Raw genomic sequence first — 26979 nt, 5'->3', positions numbered from 1 at the left:
CTTACTTATTTACTTTTTATGTTGTTAGCTATCACTTTATCTTCAGACGTTTCGACAGAGTTTATACTGAGCGTAGTCGAAGTGCTCAACGCGACATTTTCATTATCTTCATGTTTCTCTATAGAAGCTGTTTTTTCTTCTTTAGAAGCTTCATCTCCTCCAGTTAGCATACCTCCAAAACTCATAAAACCAATTGCCATTAAACCTGTTATAATAAATGTGATTCCTAAACCTCTTAATGCTGGTGGTACATTTGAATATCTAATTTTTTCACGAATAGCTGCAATTGCTAAAATCGCTAAAAACCATCCAATACCAGAACCAACACCATAAGTTGTTGCTAATCCTAATGTGGGAATTTCACGAGATTGCATAAATAAAGAACCTCCTAAAATGGCACAGTTTACTGCTATTAGCGGTAAAAAGATTCCTAATGAGTTATATAATGATGGTGAAAACTTTTCTACAACAATTTCTACTAATTGTACCATGGTCGCAATAGTTGCAATAAACATGATGAATGATAAGAAACTTAAATCGTAAGATGCATATTCTTCACCTAACCAAGATAAAGCGCCTTCTTGTAGAATATACTGATCTAATAACCAGTTTAATGGTACTGTAATAGCTAATACAAATATTACTGCGGCACCAAGACCAACAGCTGTACTTACTTTTTTAGATACAGCCAGGTAAGAACACATCCCTAAGAATGTAGCAAATACCATGTTATCTATAAATATTGATTTGAAAAATAATTCTATATGTTCCATATTCTTTTAGTTTTCAGTATCAGTCTCAGTTTGCAGTTTTTGCTGTTTACTGTGACCGTATACTGCTTACTGATTAGTCTTCGATTAATGCTTTGTTTCTAGTTCTTTGTACCCAAATAATAACGCCTACAACTATTAAAGCCATTGGTGCTAATAACATAAAACCGTTATTCTCATAACCAATACTATACAATCCTGTTTTTGCAATAGGGTCTCCTAGTACTTTAAAACCTAATAATGTTCCAGAGCCTAACAATTCTCTAAAGAAACCAACTATTATTAGAATAACACCGTATCCAAGTGCATTACCAATTCCATCAAGGAATGAACGCCATGGACCATTTCCTAAAGCAAAAGCTTCAAAACGCCCCATAATAATACAGTTCGTAATTATAAGTCCAATAAAAGCACCTAGCTCCTTACTTAATTGATAAGAGAATGCTTTTAATACTTGATCTACAATAATAACCAAAGCAGCTACAACAGTAAGCTGTACTATAATTCTAATTTTAGACGGAATAATATTTCTAATTAATGAGATCACTACATTACCTGCACCTAAAACAAACAATACCGAAATGGCCATAACTATGGAAGCCTTCAATTGAGCAGTAATCGCTAAAGCTGAACAAATTCCAAGAACTTGAATTGTAATTGGATTATCGTCTGCTAAAGGGTCTAATATTAGTTTGCTGTCTTTTCTTGATAAAAGTCCCATAAATACTAGTTTTTTAAAGTTTTAAAATAAGGCACATACAACTTCAAGTCGCTTCTCAACATTGCTGATACACCATCCCCTGTAATAGTAGCACCTGCAATAGCATCAACCTCATTATCAGTTTTATCTTTATTTAGAGGATCTGCATTACTTTTTGAAATGTTAATCCCAACAAAATTTCCTGAAGCATCTAATAAATGTTCTCCTATAAAATCATCCATGAAAAAACGTTCTTTAATATTTGCTCCAAGACCAGCTGTTTCTCCTTGGTGATCAAAATACGCCCCTTGTACAACCATATTTTTATCCATAGCAACATAAGCCCAAACGGCATCCCAAAGTCCTTTTCCTCTAATAGGCGCTATATAATAGGTTTTGCCTTCTTTTTCTCCAATAAACAATGGTAAACGTCTTTCTCCTCCGCTTTTAGCTTTAGATTGCTCTTTTTTAACATCGATTAAATAAGCTTCACTATTTTCTTCAGCTTGAGTTCCGTTAGTGATTACTATCTGTTTAGTGATATATTTTGTAAACTCATCAGCTACTTTATCTGTAGAAATAAAATTAGCGCTACCTTCTTCATTTTCATTTACGCCCATAGCATACAAGATATTTTGTTGCTTTTCGATACGCTTGTTCTCTGTTATGTTTGGTTTTAATGATGAAGCAACAAAGGCTAATAATGCTCCAACAATCAATACCATTCCTATGGCGAATAGGATAGTATATGAATTTTTATCTGTTCTATTTTCCATCGTTATGCAACTTTTGCGTTTAAACGTTTCTTTCTTTTCTTAACATTACCTTGAACAACATAATGATCGATAGTTGGTGCAAATACATTCATTAATAAAATGGCTAACATTACACCTTCAGGATATGCAGGGTTAAATACACGAATCATAATAGAAATAAACCCTACAAAGAAACCATAAATCCATTTCCCTTTATTGGTTTGAGAAGCTGTTACAGGATCTGTAGCCATAAATACGGTACCAAAAGCAAAACCTCCAATAAGTAAGTGGTGCCACCAAGTTGTACTCATTAATCCGTAAAACTTACTGCTTTCTGTTATCCATCCAGAATCAACTACTTGATTAAAGATCAATCCCATGACTAAAGCTCCAATAACTGAAGATAACATGATTCTCCAACTCCCTATTTTTGCGAAGATTAAGAACAAACCTCCCAGTAATATTAATAAAGCAGATGTTTCACCAACCGAACCAGGAATAAATCCTAAGAACATATCCATCACTTCATACCCTGCTTCTTTTCCTTGTGCTAAACTTCCTAATATGGTTTCACCAGAAATAGCATCTAGATTTGCTCCTGCTGCAATCTCTTTAGTTCTTTCAACAGCACCTTCAACCCAAACTTTATCTCCAGACATCCAAGTAGGATAAGCGAAGAATAGGAATGCACGAATAGTTAATGCAGGATTAAGGATATTCATTCCTGTACCCCCAAAAACTTCTTTACCTATAACAACACCAAACACAACTGCAACAGCCAGCATCCAAAGTGGAATATCTACTGGGACAATTAACGGTACTAACATTCCTGTTACTAAGTACCCTTCTTCAACTTCGTGTCCTTTAATAATAGCAAATATGAATTCAATTCCTAAACCAACACCATAAGACACAATAACTAATGGTATAATTTTCCAGAAACCAATCATAAAGTTAGCCATAGTCCAAAATTCTGAACTAAAGAAACTTCCTGCAACGGCTTGCACCTCTCCAACTTGTAAATTATGTTGGTAACCGGCATTAAACATTCCGAAAATTAAACATGGTACCATAGCCATAATAACAGTATTCATGGTACGTTTTAAATCGTCGGCAACTTTTATATGAGTCCCATTATGTGTGGTCTCGTTTGGTAAGTATAAAAACGTATGGATTGCAGAAAATGCAGGTAGCCACTTCTTGTCTTTGTTCTTTTCCTTAAAATTATGTAAACTTTCTTTTAAACCCATGTTATATTTTTCATTTCGTCTATATATAAAACGTGATTATTATTTTGAGTCATCACTGTTTTTTGAGTCATTCATTATATTTAAATTTCACTTAGCGAAATGAATAATTATCCAATTTCTTTAAGCATTAAGTCTAAACCTTCTCTTATAATTTTTTGATGTGGTTGTTTAGACACACAAACAAATTCAGTTAATGCAAAATCTTCAGGAGCTACTTCATACATTCCTAAAGCTTCCATTTCATCTAAATCCTTATACATACATGCCTTTAATATTTGCATTGGATATATATCTAAAGGAAATACTTCTTCGTAAGTTCCAGTAGTTACAAAAGCACGATGCTCCCCATTTGTATTTGTATTTAAGTCGTATGACTTCTTAGGGCTTAACCATGAAAAGGTAAATGCTCTGGATGTTGATATTTTATTAAAAATAGGTTTATTCCATCCAAAAAACTCGTAATCATCGCCTTCAGGAATTATAGAAATTACATTACTGTAATAATCTAAATATCCATCTGGTTTTACTTGTTTCCCACTTAAAACATTCCCCGAAATAATACGATCATGAGAATCTTTAGTAATGCCTTTATCATAAACCATAGTCGCTACTTCGCTTCCTATCTTAGTAACAAAGTATCTTGGTTTCTCAACTGAAGAACCAACTAAAGCTACAATACGCTCAGCATTAAACTTTCCTGTTAATAACAACTCACCTATAATAATCAAGTCTTGAGCATTAACAGTCCAAACAACTTCTCCTTTGTTTATCGGGTCTATTTTATTTATTTGTGTTCCTACATTCCCCGATGGGTGTGGTCCAGAAACATGGTGCAATGTAATACCCGTTAATCCTACTAATGGAGAGTTTCCATTTTTACCTACAGAAACATGTACTTTACCTTCGGTAAGTTTTCCTAAAGCTGTAACAGCTGCTTGTAATTCGGCTTCTTTTCCTTGTAATGTAAAATCCAAATCTGCTGCTAATGGTGCACTAGCATACCCTGATATAAAAATAGCTTTTGGCGCTTTATCAGGATTTGCAATAACATCATATGGGCGTTGTTTTACAAACGGCCAACAACCAGATGCTAGTAAATGCGATTTGATAGCTTCAGAATCTGCAGCATCTACATCAAACTTACCATAATCCTGATAGGCTTGCTCTTTATCCGCTTGGATTTTAATTGCTAATATTTTACGTTTTTCACCACGAGAAATTTCTAAAACTTCACCAGAAACTGGAGAAGCAAATTTGATAGCTTCGTTAGATTTATCGAAAAAAACAGTTTCACCTGCTTTTACTTTAGTTCCAACTTTAGAAATTAATTTAGGTATAACGCCGTGGAAGTCCTCAGGTCTTAAAGTATAAAAGTTGCTTACTATTGCCTTTTCAGAGGTTTTTTCAGCTTCACCCTTAAGTTTAATGTCTAGACCTTTTTTAATGCGAATGTCGTTTGACATATTTTTTTATTGTAATTAGTTGTCTAAAAATCGGTGCAAAAATACAAATTTAAAATACAGTTTTCATAATAAATTGAATAGAATTTTAACCCATTTGGAATAAGTTTTATTTTCGGCATTAAATTTGTTTATATTTACAAAAATTGTCCTACAATGCCGTTAAAATTTACCGCTTTATTGTCTATTCTTCTAGTATCTTATATTGCTTTTAGCCAAGTTGAAGAAGTTGCACCTCCAGATTACATTAAAACAATCAATTTTAAAGGCAATACACCTGAAACACAATTACCAATTTTAAGGCTTGGTGAGTATGTCATTTTAGAATTTGATGTTTTAAACGGTGAGGAAGATGATTATTATTATAAAGTTGAACATTTTAATTTTGATTGGACACCATCTGTTTTGGTAAAATCGGAATACATGGATGGTTTTGACAACCAACGTATTAGAAACTACGAAAACTCATTTAACTCTTATCAAATTTATTCACATTACACCCTTACTATTCCTAACGCACAAACCAGAGGCTTAAGAGTTTCTGGCAATTATATGCTTTCCGTTTTTAATAATGATGACGAGCTTGTTTTTTCAAGGAAATTCATGATTTATGAAAACACTGCTACTGTTGGTGTTAACGTTAAACGTTCACGCGATGTACAGTTTATTGAAGAAAAACAACGCATAGAAATCATAATTGATTCTAACACCATGCAATTTAATAATCCTACCCAAAATGTAAAAGCTGTTATTGTTCAAAATAACAATCTGAATACTGCTATTTCAAACATAAAACCGCAATACACCGTTGGCAATCAGTTAATTTACAAATACGATACAGAAACCAGTTTTTGGGGTGGTAATGAGTATTTGTTTTTTGAAAACAAGGATGTTAGAGCGGCAAATACAGGTATACAAAGTATCGATTTAAAAGATTTGTATCACAATTATTTATTTACAAACTTTGAGAGAGCAACCAGACCATATACCTACAATCCTGATATTAATGGTAATTATGTGATTCTAAATATTGATGCAGAAAACCCCAGTATCGAGGCAGATTACGTGTGGATACATTTTTCATTACTTCCTATAGAGTCTTTAAAAAACAAAGACATTCATGTTTATGGTAATTTTAACAACTATGTTATCGACGAAAGTACTAAAATGATTTTTGATGAATCTCACAACGTTTACACAAATGCCATACTTTTAAAACAAGGCTTTTATAATTACAAATATATTGTTGCAAATAGTGACAATAGTATTGATGAAGGAGCTATTAGCGGGAACTTTTATCAAACAGAAAACAATTATAAAGTCATTGTATATTATAGAGATTTAGGAGGGCGATACGATAAAATTATTGGCCTTGGGGAAGGAAGCTCAGTCAACATTTCGAACTAATAATTGTGCTTTTTAACTAGTTTTTTAACCAAAGGCATTAAAAATTACTACTAACCACTTAATATTTACTATTTTAGCGCCCATTAAACACTTTGTATACTAATAGTTAGCATGGTTCAACAAATAACAAGAGGCATAAAAATATCGGTGGTCACCACTTTTGAAGGCTCATTTTATAAAAATTATAAAATGCAGTATGCTTTTGGATATACCATAACTATTGAAAACCAGAGTAAAGATTCTGTGCAGCTTAACGCTCGCCATTGGGAAATTTTAGATGCTTTAAATAATATTGAAATAGTTTCTGGCGAGGGTGTTATAGGTAAAAAACCAGTATTGAAACCTGGCGAGTCTCATACTTATACTTCTGGATGTTTGCTAACCTCTCCTTTTGGTGCCATGCAAGGGCATTATAGTATGGTAAACTTTACAACTACAAAAAAGTTTCAGGTAACCATCCCTACTTTTAAGCTAAGTGCTCCTTTTGCTATAAATTAAGGCTCATCAACAAAAAAACATATCATTTTTTACAACTTCCTTCAATCGACTTTAGCTTGTTAAAGCTAAAAATAAAATAACAGACAAACCTTTTTTTACTACATTTATAGCCAAACCTAATACTAGATTAGTTATAAACTACTAATGCTCGCAACAGCATATCACACCTACTTTTGATGAAAAAGAATTTATTTACAGTTTCGTTTTTAATTAGCACCTTGTTTTGTGTCTCTCAAACTTTAAACATTAATATTTCTAAAGATCATTTTAAAATTGATCAGACGCGTTCATTAATTATATCACACATAGAGAACATAGAATCTTTTGCAGATTTAACAAGTTACACTGAAGTAATCCTATTTTTAGATCAAGTTGCATATTCTTTTAACACGCTCCCCGATAGCGTAACTTACAAACAATCTTACACCATAAGTAATAACTCTAATCAATTTACATTATACTTCACATCTTTACCTATTATTTCTATAGAAACAGCTAACACTATTGTAGATGAACCAAAAGTATTAGCCAATTTTGTTTACGCTGATAGCGAACAAATCGTAACTTCTAAAATTGGAATAGAAATAAGAGGAGGCTCTTCTCAAAGTTATCCTAAAAAAACTTATGACCTTGAATTTTGGGAAGATAACAATGGAGAAGACACACATAATGTTGAATTTGGATCTTTAAGGTCTGATGATGACTGGATTTTAGATGCCCTCTACAACGAACCCTTAAGATTAAGGAGTTACATTGCTAATAAATTGTGGTTAAAATTGCACACACCTTATTATTTACCTGTAGAACCCGAAGCAAAAGCTGGAGCTAATGTAGACTACACTGAGATATTTTTAAATGGAGAATATAATGGCATTTACAATCTGTCTGAGCAAGTAGATAAGAAACAGTTAAAACTAAAAAGCTATAAAGATGACATTAGAGGAGAACTCTACAAAGGAATAGCATGGGGGCCAGCTGTCTTTGCTAGCTTACCAGACTTTGATAATAACAGTAGAATTTGGGGCGGACATGAAATGAAATACCCTAAAGAAGATGATGTAACAGACTGGAATAACCTTTATGATTTCACTGATTTTGTAATCAATTCGACAGACTCAGACTTTGTAAATAATATCTGGAGCAAATTTAATTACGATAACTATCTAGATTATTTCTTATTCCTTAACGTTTTACGAGCAACGGATAACACTGGTAAAAATATTTACATTGCAAAATACAATACGAATGAACCTTACTTCTATGTTCCGTGGGATCTTGATGGCTGCTTTGGAACCATATGGAATGGAACAAACCAGAATATAACAGGAGACATATTAATAAATGGTTTTCATAACAGAGTTATTGAATTAAACCCACAAAACTACTTAACCGATGTATCCAATAAATGGCTTAATCATAGAAATAATAATCTAAAAACTAATGTCCTTATTGATAGTATTGATAAGCAATACCTATTCCTTTCTGAAAATAAGATATACGAAAGGGAGTCTTTAATATATCCAAATTATGACTTTAATGAAGTTGATTTACTATACATGAAAACTTGGATTCAAAATAGACTTTCTTACCTTGATAATTACTTCCAAACATTATCTCTTAACCATATTGATTCAACGAAATCAATATTATATCCAAATCCAGCAACCAATAAGATCAACATTAAGTACAAAAAAAACTTAGCAAACAAAAAATATGCAATACATAATTTTTTAGGACAATTAGTCAAAAAAGGTGAATTAAAGAGCCATTCTATAAACATAGAAACACTACAACAAGGAAATTACATTATAACTTTAAATAATAATTATTACAAATTAATAGTAAAGTAATAAATCTGTGATATATTTAACCAATACGCTAACGCTTCAATTTCTCAAACCTAAAAACCACCTCGCCCTGCTTCACATTAAAGAATCTACAATTAGAATAATGCACAAACGCATACTCTAAATTATAATTAAAAGTCGCATCATCAACTACAAAAACAGCATCAACATCAATGTTCCCATAAGGAGAAATACGTCTAAACCTGTATTCAATGTCACTCTCTGTTGGATGCAATTCAAACCAAGCGCCAGCAGCAATCCCGGACAACCATTGCGCTTTTTCATGCACCCTATCAACAAATCTAGGCTCTAAAGTCCCAATAAAAGACGGTTCATGATCTTTTAATTTATCTAAAAAGCAACGAATATTTTCACTCATTTGAGAGCCTCTAAACTCTGAAATATTACCTGTTTCAGACACTTCAAAAGCATGGTTTTCTGTATTTGCCAAAAGGACATTACCAACAGTACTAGGCGTAAACCATTTGGAGTTCTCCAACTTCTTTTTAATATCCAGATCGGTAACTGAAGCTATTAAGCTATCTGTTACAAAACGAGCACAATTACATGTATTTTTTTTAAAAGCAGCATAATAGATAAATTCCCGTTTTTGCATTCTGGTAATATGTGTTCTCGCTTTTTTATAATCAACCGCATTACAAACAGAAGCCACAAGTTTTCCATCCCCATGTGTTAATTTAGGATGTGTTCCTAAAAACTCTAAAATCTCATTTAAGTTTTTAATACTATCATTTTCAATCTTTGCTCTTATAGGAAAATTTAATTCATTGTCCGTATCTTTTCCTCTTACTCGCCCATTAGGTTCTGATGTAATATATCGCCCAAAATCATGATATTCTAAAACACCTGTTTTTTTATCAATCAATACTAAAGCAGCATGACCTGCCCTCAAATAATTCTTTTTACCAACACCCAGAAACCTTAAGTAAGGAGAAAACCATTCTTCAGAAACCATAACAATAGTATCTGGATACGCTAACGTTAAAATAATACCTGTGCTATCCATTTACAACTTCTGGAAGATTCAATGTTTTAGTTGTAATTGTTTTATTATGAAGGCTTTCATATTGCATCGTTACGGAATCGATTTCTTTTACTACCTGTGTAACACTAGTTGTCTTAACAAACCCACGATTCATTATAACTCCAAAATCTTCATTATCTCCCCCTGCAGTTTTATGAAATTTCAATAAAGAAACTTCATCTAATTCATTATCATTTATAAATGACTCAAACCAGCTTAACCTTTCTCTCTTCATCTCATCAGTATACAATGTGGAAGAAGACCAAATCTTTGGAGCGTTTGGTAATTGCTTAAAATACTTATTTTCTCCATCCCAAACCAATTCATAAAATTTCAAAGTAGTACTCCAATCTACAATAATTATGGTAAATGGTTCTATATTTCGAAGGTCATAAGTTTCAATTGTAGCTTCTATATCATCAGAGATCATAAAGTCTTTTGCAACTACGCCCCTACTCTTCCTATAACTCGATTTACGTTCGTGTAATTTAAACCCACCGTTTAATACACAAACCACTCTGTTTTTTTCGCTCAAACCAATCCATGTACCTCCAGCCACTTTATCTTTAGGAAATAACGTTTTAACACCATAAGTCATATAAAAATCTGGCTCGATAGATATTCTATCTGGTGCTTCATCTCTATTAGAAGTTAAAACAAATCCATTACCAGCCTTCGGAATAATTGTAACTGTACACATAAAATTTGTAGTCTAAATACGGTTAGGCAACTTACAAAAAAATAAATAAATTTTAACTTGTTTTTAAACACTGTTAGTAATTGTAGTCATTAAATAATTCGTAAATTTGCACCGCATTTAATGAAAATTTAATAATAAAAATATAAAAATCATGGGGAAAGGCTTTTTTAACGTACCTGTAGCTATTAACGAACCTGTAAAAAGTTATGCTCCTGGGTCTCCAGAACGAGAAGCAGTACTAAAAGCATACAAAGAAATGTTTAATAGTCAAATTGACGTTCCATTATATATAAACGGAAAAGACATAGAAACTGGTAATACCAGAACCATGTCTCCTCCGCATGACCATAAACATGCTGTTGGGACGTATCATCTAGCTGAGAAATCACATATAGATGCCGCTATTTCTACAGCCTTAGAAGCAAGAAAGAACTGGTCTCAAATGCCATGGGAACAACGTGCCGGGATTTTCTTAAAGGCTGCTGAATTAATTGCCGGTCCTTACAGAGCGAAAATCAATGCTGCAACTATGATTGCACAATCTAAAACGATTCATCAGGCAGAAATTGACGCAGCTTGTGAGTTTATAGATTTCTTACGTTTTAATGTACAGTTTATGACTGACATTTATATGGAACAACCAGAAAGCACAAGCGACGCTTGGAATAGAATTGAATACAGACCACTTGAAGGATTTACCTATGCTGTGACTCCTTTTAACTTTACAGCTATTGCTGGAAATTTACCTGCTTGTATGGCTTTAATGGGTAACGTTGTTGTTTGGAAACCTAGTGATAGCCAAGTATATTCTGCTAAAGTGATTATGGATGTTTTTGAAGAAGCTGGTGTACCTCCAGGTGTTATCAATGTTGTTTTTGGTGATCCTGTAATGATAACGAATACCGTTATGGCTAGTCCTGATTTTTCCGGTCTACACTTTACGGGTTCTACCTTTATTTTTAAAGAACTTTGGAAACAAATAGGAAATAATATACATAACTATAAAACGTACCCTAGAATTGTTGGAGAAACAGGTGGTAAAGATTTTATTGTTGCTCATAAATCAGCGAAAGCAAAACAAGTGGCTACAGCTATTGTACGTGGTGCTTTTGAATTTCAAGGACAAAAATGTAGCGCTGCTTCAAGAGCCTACATTCCACAAAGCTTATGGGGCGATGTAAAAAACATGGTTATAGAAGATGTGAAGTCTTTTAAAATGGGATCTCCGGAAGATATGAGTAACTTTATCACCGCTGTGATACATGAAGGTTCTTTTGATAAGCTAGCGAAATATATTGATCAAGCGAAAGCTGACACTGATGCTGAAATTATTGTTGGTGGAAATTACGACAAAAGCAAAGGATATTTTATAGAACCTACCGTTATTGTGACTAAAGACCCTAAATACACCACCATGTGTACTGAGTTATTTGGTCCTGTGATTACTATTTATGTATACGAAGATGACGCTTACGCGGAAACTTTAAAATTAGTAGATGAAACCAGTGAATATGCTTTAACCGGTGCTATATTATCTACCGATAGATATGCAGTAACTCAAGCTACCGAAGCCTTACAAAATGCTGCTGGAAACTTCTATATTAATGATAAACCAACAGGTGCTGTTGTTGGACAACAACCTTTTGGTGGTGCCAGAGCTTCTGGAACAAACGATAAAGCAGGAAGTGCACAAAACTTATTACGTTGGGTATCTCCTAGAATGATAAAAGAAACGTTTGTAACTCCTACGGATTATCGTTATCCTTTTTTAGGGAAATAAAATTCCTGCGGAGGCAGGAATCTTATAATCGGAAACTTATATAAAAAAGAGGCTATCTAAAAGTTAAGATAGCCTCTTTTTTGTTTTGTAAACTTTTGTATTTGAGGTTGTTGGCTTTGTCAGAAAAATTAGTGCATTTTGTTTACTATTTAGATATAAAACATTAAAACAACTTCATATCATGTCGTTGGCAACAATTTGACGCAACCATTTACATAATTAAGCATCTAAAAATTAACAACATAAATCTAAAAAAATATGAAAATGAAAATTTTATTTTTAATGATTATTGTGATTCTATTCTCGTGTTCCAGCGATAATGAGAATCAAACTCAAACTATTGACATGCGAATTAACCATTATCAGAATACAGGTATAGGAGAAGGTCTGTTTTTGACTTTTCTTGTACAGGAAGGGAATAATATTGGAACAAATAATTGGACTAAACTTTATGGGGAAATTGAAGGATTTAATTATGAACCAGGAAACATATATAATCTTTCTGTAATAATAGAATCGACAGACAATCCTCTTGCTGATGGTAGTTCATTAAAATATATTCTGAAGGAAATAAAATCAACTCAAGCAGTAGATAATGAAACTCTATTCGATATAGATTTAAAAATAAATGGTCAAAGTTTTGTTACCACAAATTCAGGTTACGAACTTCTAAACCAAATTGAGATTAATTGTAATACTCTTTGTGATGAACTGGATGTAACAATACAAAATCAAGACTTTGTAGTAGGAACTTTTAAACGACTTCCTAATAATGAAATACAATTGATTGAACTTAAATAAAAACTGTTGCTAGTTCTAGCCCAATGTCATTGTTATTCGAGAAATATTTAAGTTGCTTATTAATAAGTAGTGCTAGATTATCAGGTTGTCATCTAACATCAATAATTCCAAACTTGTCAAATCTTACTATTCCAGCTAATTCGGTTTTTAATTCTGACCATAAACTAACCCCGATAGCAAACTTATCATTCAAAAGTAATTCGGTATCTGAAAGAATCTCACTAATAAAATTGCTCTTTCTACAGTTATTTTCCACTGTGTTCTATTATAATTTTTCCTACCTATAAATTCAATTTTATTTTGCAAATCGTATCTATCAGATTTTTAAATACCTGACTCTATGTCTACTCATTTTATTCTTTTAAATTAATTATGTTTCCCTAATTTGCCAATTATTCTTTTACGAATTAATTTTAATTTAACCTGAGACGTAAACTTTATTAAAAACATCTTATATAATCCAATGAAATACAGCTGTTTGTCATGTCGACGGAGCGAAGCATGAGTGACGAGATATCTCATCATGATGAGATTCCTCCTCGTTCCTTGTCCTGAATGACATGATTTCTTCTTTAAAACCTTTTAAGTATTTGATTATCAATTTATAATATATCGAACTGACGTTAATTTATTAAGAATTAGTTAATCCTTATCTTGAGACTGAGTTAAAAAACAAATAAAAAATTATTTTCTACCCAAAATCATCTAGCATTACTTTTTCTGTATTTAAGAAAGAGGATTCTTCAACTTGTATCGGTTATGTTAAGGCTAAACATCCCCCTACCAAAGTTTATCTTGAAAGAGACTCGAAAGCCAAGAATTCATTAAATTTGAAAATAATATCCCTTTTTCTAATATAATATAACAAACATAATACTAACAATATAAAATGCAAGAAACATTTAGATGGTTTGGAGTAAACGACCCTGTAACATTATCAGATATCAAACAAACAGGTGCTACAGGCGTTGTAACAGCCTTACACAATATAGCAAATGGCGAAGTTTGGGAAATAGCTGAGATACAAAAAGTTAAAAACAGTATTGAAGCAGCTGGCTTAAAATGGTCTTTTATTGAGAGCATTCCCATTCATGAAAACATCAAACTACGTATTGATGATTACCAATATCGCATTGAAAATTACAAACAGAGCTTGAAAAACATTGCCCAATGCGGTATTAAAAATGTATGTTACAATTTTATGCCTGTATTAGATTGGACACGTACACATCTGTTCTGGAAATTAGATAATGGCAAAACAGCTTTACGATTTGACAAAATAGACATGGCTATTTTTGAAAAGTATTTTATACAGCGAGAAGCTATTGAAAATGCCTATACAAAAGATATATTAGAAAAGGCTGCCATGCGGTTTTCAAAAATGTCTATCGAAGACAAACAACAATTAGAAGACACTATTTTAAAAGGTTTACCTGGGACCGTAGACGACCTAACAATACCTGTTTTTAAAGAAATGATCGCCCAATATAGAAATATAACACATGCAGATTTAAAATCAAATCTTTCATATTTTTTAAATGAAATCATTCCTGTTGCTGAAGAACTCGGTATTAAAATGGCCATACATCCAGACGACCCTCCCTTCGATATTATGGGGCTTCCAAGGATTATAAAATCTGAAAAAGATTTAGAAGATTTAGTGAGTTTTATAGACAGCCCTTCAAACGGTATCACTTTTTGTACAGGATCATTAGGTGCAAATCCTGATAATGACCTTCCTAAAATGATTGAAAAATTTAAAAATAGAATTCATTTTCTTCATTTACGCAACGTAAAACGTGAAGATGATGGTAGTTTTTTTGAAGACAATCATTTAGATGGCTCTTCCGACATGTATGAAATTGTAAAAACTGTTTTAAAAATCGAAAAGGAACTTAATAGGTCTTTACCTATGCGACCAGATCATGGGCACCAAATGCTTGATGATTTAAACACCAATAATAGTTATCCAGGTTATTCTGCTATTGGGAGATTAAAAGGTTTAGCAGAATTAAGGGGTTTGGCGCTTGGGATTTCTAAAAGTAATGTATGCTAAATAAATAGATTCAAAAAAATCATTATAAATTTGTAAATAGTGTCCCCTTTCTAATTTAGTAAACGTCTTAACTATATATAAACAATATAAAATATTATAATTATGAAAGAATTTATGATGATTTTCATTGGAGCTGATTACACGGATCTTGGTTTATCTCCAGAGGAACTTCAAAACAGAATGGGCAAATGGTTTGCGTGGAATGACAAAATGGAAAAGGCTGGTATTCTTCGAGGCGGGAATGCTTTAACTCCTGCTATCCGTCGTGTTGTTGGCGCAAATAGAACGGTAACAGATCTTACTTCAGCTGAAGTTAAAGAAATTGTTGGTGGTTATTATATTGTTGAGACTACCGATTTTGATGCCGTTCAAAAAATTGCTGAAGATTATCCTGATTATGATCTTGGTGGTACTGTTGAAATTCGTGAAATCATGGTATTTGATCGTTAATGGGAAAAAAACTTATAGACCATTTATTCCGCTACCATAGCGGAAAAATGGTTTCTGTTTTAACTCGGGTTTTTGGACTTTCAAATCTTGAAATAATTGAAGATGCGGTTCAGGATACGTTTATAAAAGCAAGTATTTCTTGGCGCACCAAACAGCCTGACAACCCTGAAGCATGGTTAACTCAAGCCGCAAAAAATAGAATTTTAGATATTTTCAGGAAACTAAATACTGAAAAAAAACACCTTCCCAACATTATTCATGGCACCAATGCCATTGCTATAAACGAGCTTTTCTTAGACACCGAGATTGAAGACTCACAGCTCCGTATGATCTTTACAGCTTGTCATCCCAAATTAGATCCCAGAGACCGTATTTCTTTTGCATTAAAAACTGTTTCTGGATTCAGTATTAAAGAAATATCTTCTGCCTTATTAACTAAAGAAGATAGTGTTAAAAAAAGGCTTACTCGTGCTCGTAAGGCCATATTACAATCTCAATTAAAATTCCAAATCCCACAAGGAACTTCATTACCTCAACGATTAGAAAGTGTTATGGAAGTGCTATATCTCATTTTTAATGAGGGATTTCATTCTAATAGAAAAGATACACTTATACGTAAAGAATTATGCGGAGAAGCTATGCGCTTGAGTAAAATGCTTCTCAAAAATAAACACACACGTACTCCCGAGGTTTATGCCTTGTTTGCTTTAATGTGTTTTCATTCAGCTCGTATTGAAACCAAAACCAATGCTGATGATGAACTTCTTGATTTAAAAACCCAAGATAGAAGTCAGTGGCATTTTCCTTTAGTCACATTAGGCAATACTATGATGAATAAAGCTGTTAATACATCAACATTCTCTTGCTATCACTACGAAGCTGCTATTGCTGCCGAGCATATACGTGCACGCCGTTTTGAAGATACTAACTGGAGCAAAATACTTCATTGGTACGAATGTCTTCATGCTATTCAACCTATGCCAATTCATCTGCTAACGATGGCAGTTGTTTGCCTACAAAATAAAGACTACAAAGCGTCTAAAAAATATCTTGACCAAATTAAACCTAAAGATTTTGTTCAAAGAGCTTACTTATATCATGGCACTTTATCTGATTACTATTACGCAACAAACAATCTTGAAAAAGCCATTAAACATATTGATTATGCTATAAATATGGTCACTAATAAATTTGAAAAAAATTATTTACAGAAAAAGAAATCGGATTTATTATTTTCCAAAAACTAACCTATCTATACTTAACAAATTAATACAATACTATTCCAGCACAACCTTTTTGTTGGTAGTACCTTTTTCCGTATTCAACCTAATAATATATGTTCCGTGATTTCCAATCACTGGTATGGATAGATATTTTTTATTTGTTTTCAGATTTAAAGTTTTTATGTTCTGACCAAGCATGTTATACAATGATATACTTGAGACATATACGTTATCTTTATTAACTATTTTTATTTCAGAAGTTTTCGAATCATGATAAACAATCAGTCCATATGTATTCTCTGGAATATCGTCTGTAGACAATAACTGATTTGAATCGTTTTCTTGAAAAACTAATTGGAACCTATCTTTATATTCTCCAGCTTCCAAATAAATTTCAAATGGTGAATTATTAATTTTATAAATCTCACTTGTTAGCTTATCATTAATATAAATGGAAATATCTGAATCTAAATTTTCAATAGCATCCACCTTAATATTTACCAATCCTGATTCTTTAACAATTAAACCTAATGGAAATTCTTTTGTTACATCAAAATTATTGACACCCTGTATTACAAATTTATTGTTATTGAAATCCCAATACATATCCTCTTCATTGACATCAACCATAAAGGCATCGTATCCAAAATCAAAACCATAGGAAGCATCAATATTAAAACCTAAAACTATTTGCCTGTGATAGCCTAAAGGAGAATCGTACATTAATCGAATAGTAGGTGTGGTATCTACATTATTTTCTGTACGACTGACAATTCCTTTACTTTTTGAAGAGGATTTTAAAAATACCGAGTTGCTACTCAAAGCTTCTGTAACAAATACACGTTGACTATTCTTAAATACAATATCACCTCCGTCTACAGTGGCTATTGGTATGGCTGGGTCATTATCATTATTAAACCCATCAATCTTAGTTGAAACAAAGAAGCCTTGATTTACTGGAATGTATTGTCCCGGAACTTTAGTACCTGTAGATAAATTATTATTGATTCGGGCATCATTAGAAATAGCTGCAGCCCCTCCTGTTAAATTTCGTGTAGCGTAACCACCAACATAATCTCTCAAATTATGTGAGTTTTCTTCTCCAAAATGATCCCAAAAATACAATGCGCCATTAATAACAGTTCCCGTAGCATTATTACCGCCATCTGCAACACTTAAATTATCCAAAATAAATTCAGTAGCGTCTATAGCAGATGGATACGGGTTTCCTATTAAACGTTCTACATCACCTGTTCCTGATATTTTATTCAATTCTAAAGTGATGTCCCCATTATTAGGCAAGCCTTCAAACACATAATTTTGTTGTAATGAAAGTGAAACTGCACCCGAGGTTCCTTTCATTGTATATCCTTCTCCTGGAAGCAAGGATGATGTTTCGTCTATTTTTGCCCAAGCATCATAATCGTCCTCGGGTCCATAAAATTTATATAACCAATAATTACTGATGGTTCTTGGAGAACCTGGTGGCGGTATAGTACCACTTCCATTAGGTGACGAAGTATATAAAAGATTTTGATAAATTCCAGAATTTGTTCCATCATTTAAAACACCTGAGATAGTATAATTACTATTGGTACTAGATACACCTGTCCCTCTTGTTACTGTATTACCGGCAATAGGACCTACTGAGGATGACCAATAATTATAATTAAACCCATTGGCTGTTCCTTGTTGATCTCGTTCTATATAGCCACCGCTATCTGCATCAATAATACTACCTTCTGTTTGTACTAATTGAGACTCTCCTACCAAATCTATAACACCATCTAATTCTAAATAATGAGAAATAGTTAATCCTTGTCCTGAATTTGTTTCATTTTGGGCTTCACCGGGATCTGCAATAGTTATAGTTCCCGCAGTTTGTATCAACCCTAAAAGAGAAATATCTCTATTGCCCGAAGTAATATCATGAGACGTTTCAACAATATTCCAATCTATCACTGTTGAACCATTCAAGCTTAAAGAATTTGGAATGACTTGATCTGCATTATTACTCCAAGTTCCTGGTGTATCCCATGCGCCATCTGCAGCAGAAATATATGGTAATGGTGCGCTTTGTGTACCAACGATGGATTTACTTTTGTTTAAATATTTTAAGCGTAAAAAGAAACGATCATCCGTTAACCCTTCAACAGTCGATCCATAAAATGAATTAAAATCATAATAGACCCTTAAATGACTCCATGATATGGATACAACCTCATTACTCGCTGCTGCATGAGGCACTATTTTGCCACTGGTATAATCCGTACCACTAATGTCAAATCGTTCTAACTCTTGATTCATCAAGTAACGTACTTGATCTTGAGAAAGTGCCAAATCCCACACATATACCTCATCAATATCCCCTAAAAGCGGATTGACCACATTATCTTTATCAATATAAACAGCTCCTATAGCATAATTGTTAAAGTTTGGAGATGGGTGTACTACATCTTGTACCGATTTATCTAAAACACCATCTATATACATCAAAACAGTTCCACTATCATATATAAAAGCCGTATGGTGCCATTTCCCATCATCAACATCCATATTAGAAGTAAACTTTGGAGTGACTGCATCATCAATATAAACTTCTATATTTCCAGAAGTATTAAGACGTATTTGCAATTTTTCTCCTTTTGCCATAACCGTTCTGTTACTGGCATTTGCAGCACATTTAATCCATGCCGAAATTGAAAAAGAATCCACACTTAAATTAAGACTAAATTCACCTACTAAATAATCGCCCGACCCAATATTCACTGAGTGATTTTCTGCCAAATTAGGCACCTTTCCAAAAGTAAAATACTTGGTTCCATCAAAATCGTACCAAGTTTCAAGATTAGAACCTCCGTCCGATCTTAAAGGAATCACATCAATAATATCTGTATTTGCAAAATTCGGATCATCGGCAACAATTAAAGCATATTCTTCGGTTGCTGTTTTAGAAAAACCACTAAACGCTGCAATCGGAATAGATACATATACGGTTTCTACATCTCCGTTAACATCTTCATTCGATTCTATAATTTTCCATTTTCTATCTATTCGTGTTAGAGATGTTGTAATTCCAGAAGCAATAGTTACAGTATTTGTGCTAGTTCCTGTAAATGGACCATTATTATTTCCCCATACCAAAAAATCGCCATCTTCTTTAAACTCATTATTATTTGCACTGTTAGTTGAAAAAAGACCTCCTAAACCTATACATACCTCATTTAAGGTATTTAATGTTTTTGATTGTTTTTGATTTAAATCGGATATAGAATCTCGACCAATACCAGCTACATCATAATTATAACCAGCATTCGCTACGATATCCCATACTTTAGTATCAAATGAATTAATATAATCTTTCTGAGCTTCGGTTGCTGCTCCCAGAGTAATACCATATTTTATAGCTAAATACGATTCTATTTTTTGTCTATCGGCATCCGTTACACGTTCTGCAAACGTAAAAATTTCTGCAATCCTACCATTTAAACTTCCTTGTACATCAAAATTTCTACCAATCCAATACTCTGTACCTAATATTGGAGGTCCTGGTGCTCCTACATTTGCAAAAGCAATATCATTTACAGAAGATGTTGTTAATAAATTAGAATTATATAAAATATCCTGTCCTGTTGGAGAAACAGCCGCATTATTTCTTACATTTATAATCCCTGCGTTAGAATACGAAGCACTTATTTCTGCCTCTCCATTATAACTTCCTCCTCCTGGAATATCTTGATTATATGATAAAGTTTCATTGGTAAATTCGGTTGAATAATCACCAAATCCAACACCGGTCATATCCCCTGCATTTCCTGATGATGTTCCTGCAAAGATGGTATTTCTTGTCGATGCACTTGTCATAGTCGCATCAGGAATCATAACAATAAAAATATCCTGGCTGTAAAAACCATTCGTAGTATTGTACAAATATTGTTCAATAGTAGTTCCGTTATTTTCAAACTCAATAACCGGATTAAAATTTATATTGTCTGCTTCTGTATCTAAATAAGTAGGTTGGTTTACTGCAACTGGTTGAATAGCATCTTTCCCATTGGTTCCTAAATCATGCCATTCTGAAACTTTGGAACTTGATTCAACGATTCCTCTCGTTGATTTTAACCACAGCCTAAAATCTGCAGTGATACCTCCAGGACCAGGAATATTCTCATTAAACATTTCTGAATCAACCACAAAAGTAAATACTGTATTATCACTATTGCCAATGCTAATCGTTGCACTTTGAATACCAGTCCCACCAACTGGAGCCGTAAAAGTAACATCAAAAACAATGCCCCCGTAAGGTCCTATATCATAAGGTATTGGAAATGGTGAAGACGTCACAAAATCTACATTAGAACTAGTAAGTGAGCTTATATTTAAATCACAACTACCAATATTTGAAATAGCATATCTTCTGGTTATAGTTGCCCCTTCATCTACAACACCAAAATAAGTACCATTAGTGTCTGAGGTTATTGTATCTCCATGATAAATATCGGCATAAGGCGTCCCTCCCAAAACAAATATTTCTGGAGCAGAATTTACCTGTAATGTAAATGTAAAATCAGATTGGTTTTTAATTTCAATAGTAATCAATGTACTTGTTGTAGTACAATTAGGGCTTATGTTCTCTATTTCAAAGTCCAACTCCTTTTTCCCTCCTGGACAGCCTGCCGGTTTAATATTATTTTTAGGATCTCCAGGATTTATGCTAAAATCTGTGGTATTTGCTATATCTACACCATTGATTTTTAAATTATCACAATTCCCTCCTTCAATATTCGTAATTCTGAAATCAAGGCTATTTCCTGCATTAATGGTAACAGTAGATCCGTCTGATACCGCAGAACCACCAATAATTTCAACTTGTATGACTTGAGCATTACTAATAAAACTTAGTAAGCAAAACAACATAACAAGTTTAAGCTTTATAGTAGCCAAGTTACAAGTTTGAATATTTTTCATTTCTTAAAATTTAAGCCCGAGGTTTTATCGATGAAATGACATATTTACCCGACAAATGTAATGTTTTATCATTTAAAAACAAATAAAATCTTACATAAACTGATTTTTGTCATTTTTTTTGTACCCAAAAATTGCGATGGTTTAGAAAAAGATTCTCTTTTCATTGAAAATTATATTACATTTATTCTTAAAAAAAGCGGCATATTATTTGTTGACTAAATTGAACATGAAAAAATACATTATTTTAATTTTAAGTTTAATTCCGTTACTCACATATTCTCAGGCCAATAAGTTTTACAGAAAAGCTATAAGAGAAACCGATTTAAACAAAAAGATAAACCTCTTTACCAAAGCTTTAGAATTGGATTCCAAAAATTTGGATGCTTATTTCTATCGTGGCATTGCAAAAAACGATTTAGGGGATTATCATGGCGCCATCGTTGATTATTCTAAGATCATTGTACTGAAACCTGATGCTGATACTTATTATAATAGAGGAAATTCCAGATACAGTTTAAAAGATTTTGTTGGTGCCAAAAATGATTATAGTAAATCTTTCGAAATGGACTCTACTTTTATTGATGCCTTGTATAGCCTTGGCTGTGTAAAATACGATTTAGGAGAATATAAAGACGCTATAAAAGATTTTAGCAAGGTTATAAAAGCTGTTCCTAATCAGCCAAAGACATACACATTAAGAGCTGCTGCACATAAAGCTTTGAAAGCGTACAAAAAAGCATTAAAAGATTATTCTTTAGCTATTATAGCAGAACCAAGTTCTCATAACTTCTATAACAGAGGTGTATTTTATATGGAGATTAATTATTACCAAAAAGCTAACACCGATCTGTCTACTGCATTAAGAATCAATAAAAATAATACATATGCATACTTTTATAGAGGGGTATCTTATTTATTGTTAGGTAAATTTAATAATGCTATTTCAGATTTTTCTACAGCGTTGAAATTTGATGCTACAGATTTTGATGCACTCCTTGGACTGTCATTAGCTTATTACAAAATTGGAGACATTCCTAATGCTAAATTAAATTTACAAAAGGCAAAATCTATACTATCTCCAGAAAAAAGTATAGACTCTATAGATTTATTTGCTAATACCTATTGGTATCAAAATCAGTATTTTTATTTTAATAATAATATCAACCCCATATTAAAATTATAGTTCAGGGCTATCCTCTGTATTTTAGTGGCAGGTGTACCACTTTCTTAGTTTCAAAAAAATCCTCAGTATAAAAATCACTTATATTATAAATAGTTGCTGTTTTATAATCCTGAAGTTCTTCTCTTAAATCGCCACCTTTTAAGTATAAAATACCGTTTTTTAGGTCGTGATTTTGTGGTTTCGTAATTTTCCCTTTAACCCAATGTACAAAAGTTGGCATGGCTGCCACTGCACGACTTACAATAAAATCATAGGTATCTTTAATATCTTCTACACGACTGTGTGTGGTTTTTATATTAGTCAATCCCAAACCTTCAACAACCTCATTAACCACTTTCAATTTTTTAGCAATACTATCTACCAAATGAAAAGAACATTCAGGAAACAAAATAGCCAAAGGCACACCTGGAAACCCACCGCCAGTACCAACATCAAGGATTTTACTCCCTGTTTTAAACTTTAAAACCTTTGCTATAGCCAAAGCATGTAATACATGGCGCAAATAAAGCTCATCAATATCTTTACGAGACACCACATTAATCTTTAAATTCCAATCCTGATAAAGCGTTTCTAACTTTTTAAACTTTGAAATCTGATCGCCTGTAAGCTCTGGGAAATATTTTAAAATTAGCTCCATTGGTGTTAAATTTTCAACAAAAATATACTTTTTCTGTGCATATTTTTACAAAAAAACGTTATTACTTAAGTTGGTTTATACTTATCTTTGTACGGTATATAACAATTGGAATTTATTCCTTCTTATATTTTAAATTAGTAGCATGAGCAAACAAGCATTAACTTTCTCAAGAAATGATTCTGCTAAGTTTTTTAAAACACTTAATAAACGTGTTAACAATTACTTTAAAGAGAATAATATAAAACGCACAGGAAATTGGAAATTATACACGAAGGCCATAGTGATGTTTTCATTACTTATAGTACCTGTGGTATTGATTTTCACAGTTGATTTACCAGGCTGGGTTCAAGTTATTTGTATGATGGTTGTAGGAGTAGGTATGGCTGGCGTTGGCATGAATGTTATGCACGATGCAAATCACGGCTCTTTTTCAAGTAAGAAATGGGTTAATAAATTAATGGGAAGTAGCATCTACATTTTAGCCGGAAATGATTATAACTGGAAAGTACAGCACAACGTTTTGCATCATACTTACACAAACATTCAAGGTCATGATGAGGACATAGATGCTGGTAGAATTATACGCTTTTCTAAACATACAAAATGGCTTAAAATTCATAAATACCAAAAGTATTATGCCTTTTTTTTATACGGTTTACTGACTGTAAATTGGGCCATCACAACAGATTTCAAACAGACATTTGTATATTTAAAAAGGAAATTATCTTACGGCAAATTTCCTAACCCTGCAACGCAGTGGACTAAATTAATCGTTGGTAAAATTATATATTATGCCATTTGGGTTGTTTTACCATTAGCATTAGGTTTTGCCTGGTGGCAAGTTCTAATAGGATTCTTTATTATGCATTATACTGCTGGAATTATTTTAAGTGTTATTTTCCAATTAGCACATGTTATGCCTAATACAGACATGCCCTTACCAGACGAAAACGGCAACATGAAAAACACCTGGGCTATTCATCAATTATTTACAACATCAAATTTTTCACCAAAAAGTTGGTTGGTAGAATTCTATACTGGTGGGTTAAACCGACAAGTTGAGCATCACTTATTTGCTCAAATTAGTCACATTCATTATAACAGAATAGCGAAAATAGTTAAAGAAACAGCTAAAGAGTTTAGCTTACCTTACAATGAATATGATACTATTTGGAAAGCTATTTCTGAACATTACAACCAATTAAAAGTATTAGGAAGAAAACCTAGTTTAGCCTAAAATTCACATTTTACATACAACAACACATAAAAAAATGAACTTATTATCAGATAGAATTTTAAACATGTCTACATCTGCCACTCTAGCTATGGCCGCAAAGGCAAGAGAACTTAGAGGTGAAGGAAAAGATATAATTGGCTTAAGCCTTGGAGAACCAGACTTTAATACTCCAGATTTTATTAAAGATGCTGCTATTCAAGCTATAAACGACAATTACAATTCATACTCTCCCGTTGATGGATATGTAGAATTAAAACAAGCTATTATTACAAAATTTAAACGTGATAATAACTTAACATATACCTTACCTCAAATAGTTGTTTCTACAGGTGCTAAACAATGTTTAGCAAATATAGCTGCCGTGATGTTAAATAAAGGTGATGAAGTTCTTTTACCTTGTCCTTATTGGGTTAGTTATTCTGATATTGTAAAATTAAATGATGGGGTTCCTGTAGAGGTTAAAACATCTATTGAAACCGATTTTAAAATGACACCCGAGCAGCTTGAAGCAGCCATAACCCCAAACACTAAAATGATGTGGTTTAGCTCGCCTTGTAATCCAAGTGGATCTGTATATAGCAAAGATGAATTAAGAGCATTAGCCGATGTACTGGTTAAATATCCAAATATTTATGTTGTTTCCGATGAAATATATGAGCATATAAACTACGGAAAAGGACATGCAAGTATGGCTGAATTTGACGATATGTACGATCGCACTATTACCGTAAACGGTGTCTCAAAAGCATTTGCTATGACGGGGTGGCGTATTGGGTTTATTGGTGCTCCAGAAAAAATAGCACGTGCTTGTAATAAAATGCAAGGTCAAACTACTAGTGGTGCTAACTGTATTGCGCAACAAGCTGTAATTACTGCGCTTAATGCATCTCCAAGTAAAGTAAAGTATATGATTGATGAATTTAAAATTCGTCGTGATTTAGTACTTGGTCTTTTAGGTGACATTAAAGGGTTTAATTCAAACACTCCTGAAGGTGCCTTTTATGTATTCCCAGATATTTCTTATTACTTTGGAAAAACATTACGTGGCAAAACAATAAATAACGCAACAGATTTTTCTTTATATTTATTAGAAGAAGCATTAGTTGCTACTGTAACTGGTGACGCTTTTGGTAATCCGAATTGTATTCGTATTTCTTATGCGGCATCTCAAGAACAGATTATTGAAGCTATAAAACGTGTTGAAGAAGTTGTGAGTTAAATAGCCTACAATTTCAAAAATATTATTAAAGCCATGAATTAAATTCATGGTTTTTTTTATGCTAAAAATTGAGCATATTATTTCTTACTTATAATTTAATCCTATAGTCATATTAAGTTAAAACAAGAATTATACTATTGTAGGTTAAAATAGTCTAGATGCTAAAAAACGTCATTTCATTCATTATATCCATTTCATGTGTATTCGGGTGGTCGCAACATATTAAGTTTGAAAGTTTTGAAACGAGTTCTGGGCTGTCCAATAATTCGGTAATAGATATTGAAAACGACCTAGATGGAGGGCTTTGGATTGCCACTTGGGACGGTTTAAACTATTATGATGGCTACGAATTTACAATTTATAAACATGACGTTAACGATAACACTTCAATCCCTGGCAACTATATAGTTAAATTAGAAAGGGACAACGCAGGTTTTATATGGATTTTCACTCGTGGGGGTAATGTGAGCAAATACATTGGAAATAATAAATTTCAAAACTTAAAATTTGATGAAGCTCCAAAAAGAATGGAGGTTTCTAAAAAAGGAAATATTATTATTCAAACAGAAATATTTCATAAAATACAAGAATGTTTGTTGAAAGAGTAACTAGAATGTAAAAATTTAGGCTATAATAATCAATCTTATACAGGTAGCAAAAAAGCAGCTTATGAGCTGCTTTTTTGCTATATCAAGTATAGAAAAATTGATGTTAGAACTAGAAATAATACAAAGCATAACATAATTTTAGTTCTAGTTTTTCTGTTCTCTTTTATGGTTCTATTTCTAATTTCTTTTAATTGTTCTGGAGTTGCTTTTGGAAACTTTGCTAATTTAACATTGCTGTAACTACCTCCTAAAGCACTTCTTTCTTTTCTTTTTGATAAAAGGCTTCTATTATTTTTTAAAGAATTAATAGCTGCCAGCATTGATCCTTCTCCCCCCATGGTTTCTAGTATTTATAATAACATTGTATTGAAATACATTCAACACA

Annotated in this window: 23 protein-coding genes; 12 read left to right on the top strand and 11 right to left on the bottom strand. The window is 32.7% G+C overall.

The genetic code is table 11. The features are described from left to right. Nucleotides 1-5: 5 nt before the first annotated feature. From nqrE to EM932_RS07695, 5 genes are all read right to left on the bottom strand, one after another. Nucleotides 6-773, bottom strand: a complete 768-nt coding sequence (nqrE, locus tag EM932_RS07715) for an NADH:ubiquinone reductase (Na(+)-transporting) subunit E (protein ID WP_135876607.1) — start codon at nt 771-773, stop codon at nt 6-8. Nucleotides 774-846: 73 nt separating this feature from the next. Next, nucleotides 847-1491 carry an NADH:ubiquinone reductase (Na(+)-transporting) subunit D gene (locus EM932_RS07710; protein ID WP_135876606.1) on the bottom strand — a complete coding sequence of 215 codons (645 nt, stop codon included), beginning with the start codon at nt 1489-1491 and terminating at the stop codon, nt 847-849. 5 nt (nt 1492-1496) lie between these two features. Beyond that, nucleotides 1497-2246, bottom strand: coding sequence for a Na(+)-translocating NADH-quinone reductase subunit C (locus EM932_RS07705; protein ID WP_135876605.1), 750 nt, complete (start codon nt 2244-2246; stop codon nt 1497-1499). A gap of 2 nt (nt 2247-2248) precedes the next feature. Continuing rightward, on the bottom strand, nt 2249-3475 hold the full coding sequence (locus EM932_RS07700) for an NADH:ubiquinone reductase (Na(+)-transporting) subunit B (protein ID WP_135876604.1): 1227 nt from the start codon (nt 3473-3475) through the stop codon (nt 2249-2251). A 107-nt stretch (nt 3476-3582) separates the two neighbouring features. Beyond that, nucleotides 3583-4938 (bottom strand): Na(+)-translocating NADH-quinone reductase subunit A, encoded by a 1356-nt coding sequence (locus tag EM932_RS07695; protein WP_135876603.1) that lies wholly within the window; start codon nt 4936-4938, stop codon nt 3583-3585. A 153-nt stretch (nt 4939-5091) separates the two neighbouring features. On the opposite strand from EM932_RS07695, the gene EM932_RS07690 reads away from it, so the two are divergent. The 3 genes from EM932_RS07690 to EM932_RS07680 all read left to right on the top strand — a co-directional run bounded on the left by EM932_RS07690 (nt 5092) and on the right by EM932_RS07680 (nt 8690). Then, nucleotides 5092-6342: a type IX secretion system plug protein gene (locus tag EM932_RS07690; protein ID WP_135876602.1), complete on the top strand. Its 1251-nt coding sequence runs from the start codon at nt 5092-5094 to the stop codon at nt 6340-6342. Between the two features lie 111 nt (nt 6343-6453). After that, nucleotides 6454-6840, top strand: a complete 387-nt coding sequence (apaG, locus tag EM932_RS07685) for a Co2+/Mg2+ efflux protein ApaG (RefSeq protein WP_135876601.1) — start codon at nt 6454-6456, stop codon at nt 6838-6840. Between the two features lie 176 nt (nt 6841-7016). Next, nucleotides 7017-8690, top strand: a complete 1674-nt coding sequence (locus EM932_RS07680; protein ID WP_135876600.1) for a CotH kinase family protein — start codon at nt 7017-7019, stop codon at nt 8688-8690. A gap of 28 nt (nt 8691-8718) precedes the next feature. Here the strand turns inward: EM932_RS07680 and EM932_RS07675 are convergent, their stop codons facing one another. Both EM932_RS07675 and EM932_RS07670 read right to left on the bottom strand, forming a co-directional pair. Further along, nucleotides 8719-9714 carry a DUF6695 family protein gene (locus tag EM932_RS07675; protein WP_135876599.1) on the bottom strand — a complete coding sequence of 332 codons (996 nt, stop codon included), beginning with the start codon at nt 9712-9714 and terminating at the stop codon, nt 8719-8721. Then, complete coding sequence (locus tag EM932_RS07670) at nt 9707-10432, bottom strand: NRDE family protein (protein WP_135876598.1); 726 nt, start codon at nt 10430-10432, stop codon at nt 9707-9709. The genes EM932_RS07675 and EM932_RS07670 overlap by 8 nt, the downstream gene beginning before the upstream one ends. A 151-nt stretch (nt 10433-10583) precedes the next feature. Here EM932_RS07670 and pruA point away from each other — a divergent pair, with 151 nt between their 5' ends. After that, nucleotides 10584-12212, top strand: coding sequence for an L-glutamate gamma-semialdehyde dehydrogenase (gene pruA, locus EM932_RS07665; protein ID WP_135876597.1), 1629 nt, complete (start codon nt 10584-10586; stop codon nt 12210-12212). A 264-nt stretch (nt 12213-12476) separates the two neighbouring features. Beyond that, a complete protein-coding gene (locus EM932_RS07660) occupies nt 12477-13013 on the top strand; it encodes a DUF4377 domain-containing protein (RefSeq protein WP_246040966.1) in 537 nt (178 codons plus the stop codon). A gap of 88 nt (nt 13014-13101) precedes the next feature. On the opposite strand, the gene EM932_RS20860 is transcribed toward EM932_RS07660, so the two are convergent. After that, nucleotides 13102-13269 carry a hypothetical protein gene (locus EM932_RS20860; RefSeq protein ID WP_170179757.1) on the bottom strand — a complete coding sequence of 56 codons (168 nt, stop codon included), beginning with the start codon at nt 13267-13269 and terminating at the stop codon, nt 13102-13104. 633 nt (nt 13270-13902) lie between these two features. Here EM932_RS20860 and uxuA point away from each other — a divergent pair. From uxuA to EM932_RS07645, 3 genes are all read left to right on the top strand, one after another. Beyond that, nucleotides 13903-15069, top strand: a complete 1167-nt coding sequence (gene uxuA, locus EM932_RS07655; protein ID WP_135876595.1) for a mannonate dehydratase — start codon at nt 13903-13905, stop codon at nt 15067-15069. 114 nt (nt 15070-15183) lie between these two features. Continuing rightward, nucleotides 15184-15519: a YciI family protein gene (locus EM932_RS07650; RefSeq protein WP_246040965.1), complete on the top strand. Its 336-nt coding sequence runs from the start codon at nt 15184-15186 to the stop codon at nt 15517-15519. Then, a complete protein-coding gene (locus EM932_RS07645) occupies nt 15519-16766 on the top strand; it encodes an RNA polymerase sigma factor (RefSeq protein ID WP_135876593.1) in 1248 nt (415 codons plus the stop codon). Before EM932_RS07650 ends, EM932_RS07645 begins: the two co-directional genes overlap by 1 nt. Nucleotides 16767-16796: 30 nt before the next feature. Here EM932_RS07645 and EM932_RS07640 read toward each other — a convergent pair whose 3' ends face one another. Beyond that, nucleotides 16797-21710, bottom strand: a complete 4914-nt coding sequence (locus EM932_RS07640) for a LamG-like jellyroll fold domain-containing protein (RefSeq protein ID WP_135876592.1) — start codon at nt 21708-21710, stop codon at nt 16797-16799. Nucleotides 21711-21936: 226 nt separating this feature from the next. On the opposite strand from EM932_RS07640, the gene EM932_RS07635 reads away from it, so the two are divergent. Next, the gene (locus tag EM932_RS07635; RefSeq protein WP_135876591.1) at nt 21937-22893 is read left to right on the top strand and encodes a tetratricopeptide repeat protein; all 957 of its coding nucleotides are present in this window, start codon (nt 21937-21939) and stop codon (nt 22891-22893) included. Nucleotides 22894-22900: 7 nt separating this feature from the next. Here EM932_RS07635 and rsmG read toward each other — a convergent pair whose 3' ends face one another. After that, nucleotides 22901-23530: a 16S rRNA (guanine(527)-N(7))-methyltransferase RsmG gene (rsmG, locus tag EM932_RS07630; RefSeq protein WP_135876590.1), complete on the bottom strand. Its 630-nt coding sequence runs from the start codon at nt 23528-23530 to the stop codon at nt 22901-22903. A 142-nt stretch (nt 23531-23672) separates the two neighbouring features. Here rsmG and EM932_RS07625 point away from each other — a divergent pair, with 142 nt between their 5' ends. The 3 genes from EM932_RS07625 to EM932_RS07615 all read left to right on the top strand — a co-directional run bounded on the left by EM932_RS07625 (nt 23673) and on the right by EM932_RS07615 (nt 26594). After that, a complete protein-coding gene (locus EM932_RS07625; protein WP_135876589.1) occupies nt 23673-24767 on the top strand; it encodes a fatty acid desaturase family protein in 1095 nt (364 codons plus the stop codon). A 34-nt stretch (nt 24768-24801) separates the two neighbouring features. Continuing rightward, complete coding sequence (locus tag EM932_RS07620) at nt 24802-25986, top strand: pyridoxal phosphate-dependent aminotransferase (protein ID WP_135876588.1); 1185 nt, start codon at nt 24802-24804, stop codon at nt 25984-25986. A gap of 158 nt (nt 25987-26144) precedes the next feature. Continuing rightward, complete coding sequence (locus EM932_RS07615) at nt 26145-26594, top strand: hypothetical protein (RefSeq protein ID WP_135876587.1); 450 nt, start codon at nt 26145-26147, stop codon at nt 26592-26594. Nucleotides 26595-26671: 77 nt separating this feature from the next. Here the strand turns inward: EM932_RS07615 and EM932_RS07610 are convergent, their stop codons facing one another. After that, entirely contained in the window at nt 26672-26932 is a 261-nt protein-coding gene (locus EM932_RS07610; protein ID WP_135876586.1) for a hypothetical protein, read from the bottom strand. Nucleotides 26933-26979: the final 47 nt, after the last annotated feature.

Source organism: Flavivirga rizhaonensis (genome assembly GCF_004791695.1).
GTDB classification, from domain to species: domain Bacteria; phylum Bacteroidota; class Bacteroidia; order Flavobacteriales; family Flavobacteriaceae; genus Flavivirga; species Flavivirga rizhaonensis.
The sequence above is the reverse complement of the archived record's forward strand: the minus strand, read 5'-3'. Positions and strand labels throughout refer to the sequence as shown.